The sequence below is a fragment of the Nonomuraea indica genome, from assembly GCF_002850745.1.
GTDB classification, from domain to species: Bacteria; Actinomycetota; Actinomycetes; order Streptosporangiales; family Streptosporangiaceae; genus Nonomuraea; species Nonomuraea indica.
Genome location: NZ_KZ559486.1, coordinates 73,904 through 82,846 on the forward strand (window position 1 = coordinate 73,904; position 8,943 = coordinate 82,846).

The following is an 8,943-nucleotide window of genomic DNA, read 5'->3' on the forward strand; positions in this document are numbered from 1 at the left end:
CCGCCCCCCCCCCGCCGCGAAAGGACCACCCCCCATGAAGCCACGCGGACTCGCGGCGGCTGCCGCGATCGCCCTGGGCCTCACCGCCCTGCACACCGCCCCCGCCTCCGCCGGTGACACCGCCGGGAACACCGCCGCGAACATCCTCGCCAACCCCGGCTTCGAGACCGGACTCGACGGCTGGACCTGCACCGGCCAGGCCACGACCGTGACCTCGCCCGCGCACGGCGGAGCCCGCGCCCTCCAGGCCACCCCGGCGGGCGACGACCTCGCCCGCTGCGCGCAGACCGTGAGCGTCCAGCCCGGCACCACCTACCAGCTCTCCGCCTGGGCGCGCGGCGGCCATGTCTTCCTCGGCGCCACCGGCGCCGGCGTGAACGCGAGCACCTGGGCCACCCCCGGCGCCGAATGGACCCGGCTCACCACCTCCTTCACCACCCCCGCCGGCACCCGGCAGGTCACCGTGCACGTGAACGGCTGGTACGGCCAGCCCGCCTACCTGGCCGACGACATCGCGCTGGACGGCCCCGGCGGAGCCCCCGACACCCGGCCCCCGACCGTCCCCGCCGACGTGTCGGTCGGCGGCCCCACCGGCACGAGCCTCACCGTCACCTGGGCCGCCGCCACCGACGACACCGGAGTCACCCGCTACGAGGTCTCCCGCGACGGCGCCGCCCCGGTCGCCGTCACCGGCACCACGCACACCGCCACCGGCCTCACCCCCGACACCGCCTACGCCTTCCGCGTGCGCGCCTGCGACGCCGCCGGCAACTGCTCCGCCTACAGCGCCGCGGTCCAGGGCCGCACCACCGGCGACACCACCCCGCCCACCGGCGAGATCAGGTACGCCCCGTACATCGACATCACCATGCCCACCCCCTCCCTGACCGGCGCGGCGGCGGCCACCGGCGTCAAGAACTACACCCTCGCCTTCGTCCTCGGCGACAGCACCGGCTGCAACCCCGCGTGGGGCGGCACCATCCCGCTCGCCGACCCCCGCATCATCGGCGACGTCAAGGCGCTCCAGGCCCAGGGCGGCCAGGTCGTGGTCGCCAGCGGCGGCGCCATGGGCCCGTACCTGGAGCACACCTGCGGCGGCAGCGCCGCGCTGCTGGCCGCGTACAAGAAGGTGCTCGACACCGTCGGCACCAACCACCTCGACGTGGACGTCGAGGCCTCCATCGACATCGCCAAGGTCAACACCGCGCTCAAACAGCTCCAGGCCGAACGCGGCACCGTCGTCAGCTACACGCTGCGCGTGCAGGGCCAGGACTACGGCGTGGACCCGTTCTCCCTGCAGATCCTCCAGGACGCCGCCGCGCGCGGCCTCGACGTCGTCGTCAACCCGATGCTCATGAACTTCGGCCACACCGGCGACTGGGGCGACGCCATGATCGCGGCAGCCGAGGCGACCCTGGACCAGATGCGGACCGTCTGGCCCGGCAGGTCCGACGCCCAGCTCAGGCGGATGCTCGGCGTCACCCCGATGATCGGCCGCAACGACACCGGCATGACCACCACCCAGGCCCACGCCCGCAAGCTGCGCGACTGGGCCAACGCCCAGCACATCGGCTTCGTCGGCTTCTGGTCCACCGGCCGCGACAACGGCGGCTGCCCCGGCGGCACGCTCTCCCCGACGTGCAGCGGCGTCGCCCAGTCGCCCTACGAGTTCACCGGCATCTTCAAGGGATTCACCGGTTGAGGCTCACGTCGTCAGGATGAGCTGGGTCGGCTTCACCGGCAGGCCCGGCCCCGGCGGCCGGTACGTCGGCAGCGCCTCCCCGTACTCGTGCATCCACGGATGGTCCAGCAGCAACCGCATCCGCCCCCCGGCCGGCGGCTCGGCCTCGGCCGGGACGGGCGTGCCCCGCTCCACCGCCAGCTTGGCCACCGCGTCCGCCACCAGCTGCGCGTCCGGCGGGGCCAGATCGCAGCGGTCGTCCGGGCCGATCAGCAGCTCCACGTCCGGCGGCAGCGGGTAGATCGGCCGCGGGATCGCCAGCACCCTCGGCGACGGCGCCATCGGCAACCCCTCGCCGACCGCCTCCAGCAGCACCGACCGCGCCGAACGGCCGCTCAGCGTCCCGTCCGCGAGCGGCCAGCACCACTTGCCGACGTTCGTCCCGTCCTCCCCGCAGGCGTGCAGGCACAGGTACGGCACCAGCGGCACCCCGTTGTCCGGCCCCTGCCGCACCCAGCCGTCACGGCAGCCGGCCAGCACGAGCAGCGCCAGCATGGCCCGGTATGCCGTGTCGGCGTGCGAGGTCTCCAACCGGCCCGGCACGATCACGCACCGCCCGCCGGTCCGCCCGGCCGTCGTCCCCAGCTCCCGCGCGATCTTCACCGTGCGCGCGGCCGGAACCCCCGTGAGCGCCTCCTGCCAGGCCGGCGTGTACGGCTCGGACCGGTCGTCGTAGCCCTCCGGCCACGAGCCGGGCAACCCTTCGCGGGGCACCCCGTACACCGCGAGCAGCAGGTCGAACACCGTGGTCGCCAGCCGCTCGCCGTCCCGCACCACCGGCACCCCGCGCCGCAGCACCCCCGGCCCGTCGTCGAAGCGCGGCAGCAGCACCTCCACCGCCTCGCCGCCGTACACGCTCAGCCCGTCGGCCGGCTCGCCCAGCCCCCCGCCCGCCACGAACGCGCCGCCGCGCTCGCGCAGCCCCACGAGGAACGGCAGGTCCGTGTGCGCCATCGCGTGCGCCGCGAACGCCGGCCGGTCGAGGTAGAACTCCCTGAGCAGCACGTGACCCATCGCCATCGCCAGCGCCCCGTCGGTGCCCGGCCGGACCACCAGCGTCTCGTCGGACAGCCGCGTCGGATGCGGCCCGATGGCCACCACCTTCTGCCCCTTGTACCGCCCGGCGATCACCCACGGCGTGTCGGGGGAGCGGGCCAGCCGGTTGTTCTCGCCCCACAGCATCACGTGCGCGGCCGTGGCCCAGTCGTCGCCGCGCGGCCCCCGGAAGCCCCGGCCCAGCATCTGCTCCGGCGCGCTCGGCTGCTCCGTCAGCACCGCGCCGCCCAGCCCACCCACCAGCCCGGCCAGTGACGAGGTGGACAACGCCGCCACCCGCCCCGCCCCGTGCTCGGCGACCGTGTGCACGATGGCCGCGGCGGTCAGCTCCGCGGCCGTGCCGTCGTCGAGCGGCACCCGCCGCCCGCCGCGCGCCCGGCGGTACACCTCAGAATTCCCTGTGAGTTTCGCCCAGGCGGCCACCGGGTCACGAAGCCCGTCCATCACCTCGAAGTAGAGTCTGACCAGTGCCTGGTTGACCTGCGATCCCCCCATGACAAGAGTTCAGCACAGACAGTCATGGTCTATCGCGGTACGACCCGCCATGTCGGGGATAAGAATCGTACGCGGTACGTCAGGTCGAGTGGCAGGACACAGGGGAGTACGGCAGGCTAGAGGCCGCCATGGAATACGCAGTCCTCACGGGGATCGTCCTCGTCGCCGGAATCGTCCTCGCCCTCGTCGCCCAGTGGCGCGACTGGCGCCCGTCCCTCCTCCTCGCCGTGCTCGTGGGCGTCGCCGTCCGCGTCCTGCTGCTGTTCACCGCGGCGGACGACGCCTGGCAACCCGTCGACTACGTCGAGAGCTTCAAACCGGCGGGCGTGGCCATCCTCAACGGCGAGGACCCGGTGCTGGCCAGCGAGGGCGGCTGGCACTTCCTGCCGATGATCCCGTACGTGTACGGGATCCTGCTGTGGACCGGCCTGCCGTGGGAGTACGCCGGCCGCCTCGTCACCGTGGTCGCCGACATCGCGCTGATCCCGCTGGTCGCCAGGCTGGCCGGCGGCCCCAGGGCGACGCTGCGCGCCCTGCAGTACGCCCTCAGCCCGCTCGCCCTGCTCGTCGCCTGCATCCACGGCCAGGTCGAACCCGTCGCCCTGGTCTTCGGCGTGGCGGCGTTCGTCGTCGCGCGCGGCCCCGGCTCGCCCTACCGCGCCGGCATGACGACCGACGTCGTCGCCCGCGTACGGCAGGGCATGGCCGCGCACGGCTGGCGCTCCTCGATCCGCCGCGTCGCCGGACCCGGCGGCATGCTCGCCCGCGCGCTGCGCCCCGGCCCCGACGACCGCGCCCACCTCAGGCGCGCCGCCCTGGCCGGCCTCCTCATGGGCCTCGCGCTCAGCGCCAAGAGCTGGCCCATCTGGCTCATCCCCGGCATGCTGCTGCTCCTGCCCAACCTGCGGGCCCGCGTCGCCGCACTGTTCGCCACCGGCGCCGTGCCGCTGTTCTTCCTGGTGACGCTGCCCGTCTTCGCGGGCACCTCGTTCAGCCAGATCCCCGAGGTCATCGACACCATCCGCGACATCCGGCCGATCGTCGGCGAGTGGGGCTGGACCCCGCACCTCACCGAGGGCGACTGGGCGCTGATCCCCTGGGCGGCCCAGCTCGGCACCTACCTGATCTACGCCTGCGTGCTCGGCTGCATCTGGACGTGGCGGCGGGCCGACCCGATCGACATGACGACGGCCATCCTGCTCGCCTTCATGGTCGTCACGCCCCGGCTCGGCGCCCAGTACCTGCTGTGGTTCATGCCGTTCCTCATCGCCCGGCCCACCCGCTTCGCCTGGCCGGCGATCATCGGGGTGTCGTTCTGGGCGGCCTACGGCTACCTCTACATGACCCAGTTCGACGTCAACACCTGGTGGGAGCTGCACTCGTACTGGTCGCGGGCGTCGATCGTGCTGCTGCCGATCCTCGCCCTCGCGATGCCGTGGGCCCGCCGCGTCGCGACGGGCCCGCTGGACGGCCTGCCCGCCGACGTGGCAGGCAGGCCGCGCGTCAGGTCAGCGGCATAGCCGCTCCCACAGCACCGCCCACTGGTCGGGGTGGACGAACGCCACCACGGCGTCGCGGGGGATCCCCGCGGCGGCGAGTGCCGCGTCCACCCCGTCGTACCTCCTGCGCAGCGAGGCGCGCAGCGTGCCGCCCACCCCGCCGAACCCGAGCTCGACCAGTTCCCGGTAGCCGCGCCCGGCCCGCACCAGCGGCTGCGGCCGCCGCTCGATCCGCAGGATCGCCGAGTCGACCGACGGCACCGGCCGGAAGCTGTGCCGGCCGATCCGCTCGCCCAGCTCCCAGCGGAACCACGGCCACGACCGCACCGTCACCAGGCTCCACCGCCCGTAGTCGCCCGACCGCTTACGGGCGTACTCGAGCTGCGTGAGGAGCGTCGCGGACGTGAGAGCCGGCGCGTCGAGGCACCAGTCCACGATCCTCGACGTCGCCGAGTAGGGGATGTTGCCGACCACCGCGAACGGCTCGCGTGGCGGCCGGGCGGCGACGAAGTCGCCCCTGACCACCTCGATCCGGGGGTCGTCGCGGGTCCGCGCGGCGAGCCGACCGGCCAGCCGCGGATCTATCTCGTAGCCGACGACCCTCGCCCCGGCCTCCGCCAGGGCCCAGGTCAGCACGCCCTCGCCGGAGCCGGGCTCCAGCACGAGCCCTTCGGGCGCGGCGGCCTTGACCACCAGCTCCAGGGCGTGCCTGTCGACCAGGAAGTTCTGCGACAGCGTGCGCCTCGCCCGGTCCGCGGGCGTGCGGCCGCCGCCGCCGTTCCTGACGGTCTTCTTCTGAGTGTGTGAATGGTTTCCGTGCGCGAAGTTCTGCGCCACAGCTGCAGCCCTCTCGGGTCCTCGAGATCAACAGGTCTCGGAGGGCCCTGGGCGCGCCCGCGGCCGCGTGGAGAAGAGAGAGGAACGCGTCCGCTAGCGGGCCAGAGCCCGGCTGTGACGCAGACGCATGAAGCAGATACCTGGCATGCCCGCCAGGCTAGGCAGAGCCGATGCCGTCCGGCAACGCGATTTACGCGGGCCCCGTCCTCCGGAACGCGTCCGATTTCTCCAAGAAGCACGTCGTCCCGGCTCGATAGCGTCGGCCGCATGGACGTACTCACCCGGGCGGCGGCGTACCTCGAACTGCACGGCCGCCTGATCGACCGGCTGACCTTCGCCGCGCTGTTCGCCGGCGGGCAGCCGGAGCGGGCGCTGGACGCGCTGCGCTGCTACCAGAACACCGACGGCGGCTTCGGCAACGCCCTCGAACCCGACCTGCGCGGCGCGGGCAGCCAGCCGGAGCCGGTCGAGGTGGCCTTCCACATCCTCGACTCGCTCGACGCCTTCGACGACCCGATGGTGCCGGCCGCCTGCGACTACCTGCTCTCCGTGACGGCGAAGGACGGCGGAGTGCCGTTCGTGCTGCCCAGCGTCCGCGGCACCGCGCACGCGGTCTGGTGGGAGCCCGGCTCCGACGACCCGCCGGGCGACCTCGTCCCGACCGCCGGCCTCGCGGCGCTGCTGCACAAGCACGGCGTCGAGCACGCGTGGCTGGCCCCCGCGACCGACTTCTGCTGGTCGCGGATCGCCCTCGTGGAGGAGACGACGCCCTACCACGCCCGGGCCGTCGTCGCCTTCCTCGAACACGTGCCCGACCGGGCGCGGGCCGAGGCGGAGTTCGCCCGGCTCCGCGACGCCGTCCTGGCGACCGTCGCCTTCGACCCCGCGGCCTCCGGCGACGCGCACTTCCCGCTGGACTTCGCCCCGGAGCCGTCGCGGCTGCCCTGGTTCGACGCCGAGACCCTCGGCGTCCACCTCGACGCGCTACCGGCGGCGCAGAACCCGGAGGGAGGCTGGGCGCCCAACTGGCCGATGTGGACACCGCTGGTGGAGCACGAGTGGGGCGGCTACCTCACCGTGCAGCGCCTGCGGACGCTGCGCGCCTACGGCCGCCTCTGAGCCGTTCCCGCCGCCCACGGTTGTGTCGGTGGCGTCGCCTAGCGTGGGGGCATGTACGAGGAACGGCGTCCCGCGCCCGCGCTCGCCGGCCGCATCGCCTGCGAGTGGTCGAGTGTCAGCGAGGCCGGTGAGACCAAGCTCGTGGTCCCCGACGGCTGCGTCGATCTCATCTGGGGTCCCGAGGGCCCGTTCGTCGCCGGTCCCGACACAGGCCCCGTGTTGACCGCCATGCGACCCGGCGACACGTTCACCGGCATCAGGTTCAGGCCGGGCGCGGTGGGCGAGGTGTTCGGCGTGCCCCTCGCGTGGCTGCGCGACCAGCGCGTCCCGGTGGCGAGTCTCGACGTCATGCGGGAGCTTGCCGAGGTCGAGCCCGGCCGGCCCGGTGATCGGGCGGCGGCCCTGCGCTCGGCCGTCGCCCGGCGGCTGCGCGCGACGTCGCCGGTCGACCCGGCGGCCACGGCTCTCGTGACGGCGTTGCGGCGGGGCCGCACGGTGCGGGAGGCGGCCGGGGACCTCGGCTACAGCGAGCGTCAGCTGCACCGCAGGAGCGTGGCCGGCTTCGGCTATCCGCCCAAGACGCTGCAGCGCATCGTCCGCTTCCAGCGGGCTCTGCGGCTGGCGCGCACCGGCGTGCCGTTCGCCCAGGTGGCGGCCATGACCGGCTACGCCGACCAGGCCCATCTGTCGCACGACGTCAAGCGGCTGAGCGGCGTGTCGCTCCGGAGCCTCGCCGGCTGACGGCCGCCCCGGCTCAACGAGGCGGCTCAGCGGATGGCGGGGCTCAGTGGCGCGGCTCGGCCGGCGGCCTGCCGTCGGCCGGTTCGGGCGTCTTCGTCGGGGGCGGCTCGGCGGGCTCGCTCGTGGGCGCGGGCGGGGCCTGCGCGCCGGAGATCAGCGCCGCCGCCCACGTCGCGCTCGGATCGCTGTCCACCAGCACCGCCCGTGCGAGAAGGCTCAGCGGGATCGCCAGGATCGCGCCCAGCGGCCCCAGGACGAAGGTCCAGACCAGCAGCGACAGGAATGTCATCGTGGTCGAGAGCCCCACCGCGTCACCGAGGAACTTCGGCAGGATGAACGACTGCACCACGACGTTGATGACGCAGTACGCGCCGATGACCAGCAGCATCTGCCTGACCCCGCCGTCGAGGAGGGCGAGCAGCGCCGGAGGGATGAGCCCGAGCACGAAGCCGACGTTCGGGATGTAGTTGGTGATCAGCGCCAGCACGCCCCACAGCAGCGGGAGCGGCACGCCGAGGACGGACAGCGCCGCCACGTCGAGCGCCGAGCAGATCAGCCCGAAGACCGTCGAGACGACCAGGTAGCGGCGGGTCTTGTGGGCGAACGTGGTCAGCGCCGTCACCAGACCCGCCTGGCTCTCGTGCCGGCCGGCCAGGATCCGCGAGGTCACCGGGGCGTCCAGGCACATCGCCAGCAGCAGCACCACGATGAGGAAGAGGCTGGACAGCACGCCGACCAGGCTCGACAGGAGGGTCTGCGCGACGCCCACGAGCCGCCCGACGTCGATCGCCTGGATCGCCTGGTCGATCTTCTGGTTGCCGATCCCGAACCCCCCGGCGTAGGTCCGGGCGTCGGCCAGCAGCCGCTGGAACTGCTCGGCGTACGTGGGCAGGAGATAGGCGAGCTGCGTGGCCGAGAACGTCACCACCGCCACCATGCCGAGCAGCACCAGCACGACGATGAGGAACGGCACCGCCACCTGCGTCCAGGCGGGGGCGCCCCGGCCGGCCAGCCAGCCGCGCACGGGCGCCACCGCGATGACCAGCACCAGCGCCAGGAAGACGGGGCCCAGGATGGATGCCACCTCACGCATTCCGAACAGGGCGATCACCGCGCCGGCGATCCCCAGCAGGACGATGAGCGCTCGGGGTACGGGTCGATCGCGCACGTCCTGTTCCTACCCGGACACCGCGCGGAACACCGACGCCGGCGGGGAATCCGGTTGATTTGACGGTTCCGGGAGTGCTGCATAGAGTTCTCCAGTCCCACGAGGACGGCGACCAGCGCCGGACTCACTCGGGGGCCCCTCATGATCCATCCCATGCACGGGTTCACGCCCGCGTACGAGCGGCTTTGACATCAGTCGAAAGTCTGGGTAGGTTAAGAGGGTTGCCCTGGAGACGGGGCGGAGTTCGATTCTTGGAAGTCGATCCGGTTCGAGTCAATTTGACACGG

The 8,943-nt window shown here is 73.2% G+C and carries 7 protein-coding genes; 4 read left to right on the plus strand and 3 right to left on the minus strand.

All coding sequences use genetic code 11. The annotated features are described in order from the left end of the window. Positions 1–34: 34 nt before the first annotated feature. Positions 35–1,702, plus strand: a complete 1,668-nt coding sequence (locus tag CXR44_RS34070; protein ID WP_101790267.1) for a carbohydrate binding domain-containing protein — start codon at positions 35–37, stop codon at positions 1,700–1,702. Positions 1,703–1,705: 3 nt separating this feature from the next. On the opposite strand, the gene CXR44_RS34075 is transcribed toward CXR44_RS34070, so the two are convergent. Continuing rightward, on the minus strand, positions 1,706–3,292 hold the full coding sequence (locus CXR44_RS34075) for a molybdopterin-dependent oxidoreductase (protein WP_101790268.1): 1,587 nt from the start codon (positions 3,290–3,292) through the stop codon (positions 1,706–1,708). Between the two features lie 128 nt (positions 3,293–3,420). Between CXR44_RS34075 and CXR44_RS34080 the strand changes: the two genes are divergently transcribed. Next, on the plus strand, positions 3,421–4,812 hold the full coding sequence (locus CXR44_RS34080) for a hypothetical protein (protein ID WP_101790269.1): 1,392 nt from the start codon (positions 3,421–3,423) through the stop codon (positions 4,810–4,812). On the opposite strand, the gene erm is transcribed toward CXR44_RS34080, so the two are convergent. Further along, on the minus strand, positions 4,801–5,526 hold the full coding sequence (gene erm / locus CXR44_RS34085; protein ID WP_397026209.1) for an ErmE/ErmH/ErmO/ErmR family 23S rRNA (adenine(2058)-N(6))-methyltransferase: 726 nt from the start codon (positions 5,524–5,526) through the stop codon (positions 4,801–4,803). The two genes, CXR44_RS34080 and erm, sit on opposite strands and share 12 nt — an antisense overlap. Positions 5,527–5,895: 369 nt before the next feature. On the opposite strand from erm, the gene CXR44_RS34090 reads away from it, so the two are divergent. Then, a complete protein-coding gene (locus CXR44_RS34090) occupies positions 5,896–6,747 on the plus strand; it encodes a hypothetical protein (protein WP_101790271.1) in 852 nt (283 codons plus the stop codon). A 51-nt stretch (positions 6,748–6,798) separates the two neighbouring features. Further along, positions 6,799–7,488, plus strand: a complete 690-nt coding sequence (locus tag CXR44_RS34095) for a helix-turn-helix transcriptional regulator (RefSeq protein WP_101790272.1) — start codon at positions 6,799–6,801, stop codon at positions 7,486–7,488. Between the two features lie 43 nt (positions 7,489–7,531). Here the strand turns inward: CXR44_RS34095 and CXR44_RS34100 are convergent, their stop codons facing one another. After that, complete coding sequence (locus tag CXR44_RS34100; protein WP_245899759.1) at positions 7,532–8,656, minus strand: AI-2E family transporter; 1,125 nt, start codon at positions 8,654–8,656, stop codon at positions 7,532–7,534. Positions 8,657–8,943: the final 287 nt, after the last annotated feature.

Bases quoted from the DNA above. Each gene is read 5' to 3' on its own strand.
- CXR44_RS34080 (WP_101790269.1), top strand. From the start codon at position 3,421: ATGGAATACGCAGTCCTCACGGGGATCGTCCTCGTCGCCGGAATCGTC.
- CXR44_RS34070 (WP_101790267.1), top strand. From the start codon at position 35: ATGAAGCCACGCGGACTCGCGGCGGCTGCCGCGATCGCCCTGGGCCTC.
- CXR44_RS34090 (WP_101790271.1), top strand. From the start codon at position 5,896: ATGGACGTACTCACCCGGGCGGCGGCGTACCTCGAACTGCACGGCCGC.
- CXR44_RS34095 (WP_101790272.1), top strand. From the start codon at position 6,799: ATGTACGAGGAACGGCGTCCCGCGCCCGCGCTCGCCGGCCGCATCGCC.
- CXR44_RS34075 (WP_101790268.1), bottom strand. From the start codon at position 3,292: ATGGGGGGATCGCAGGTCAACCAGGCACTGGTCAGACTCTACTTCGAG.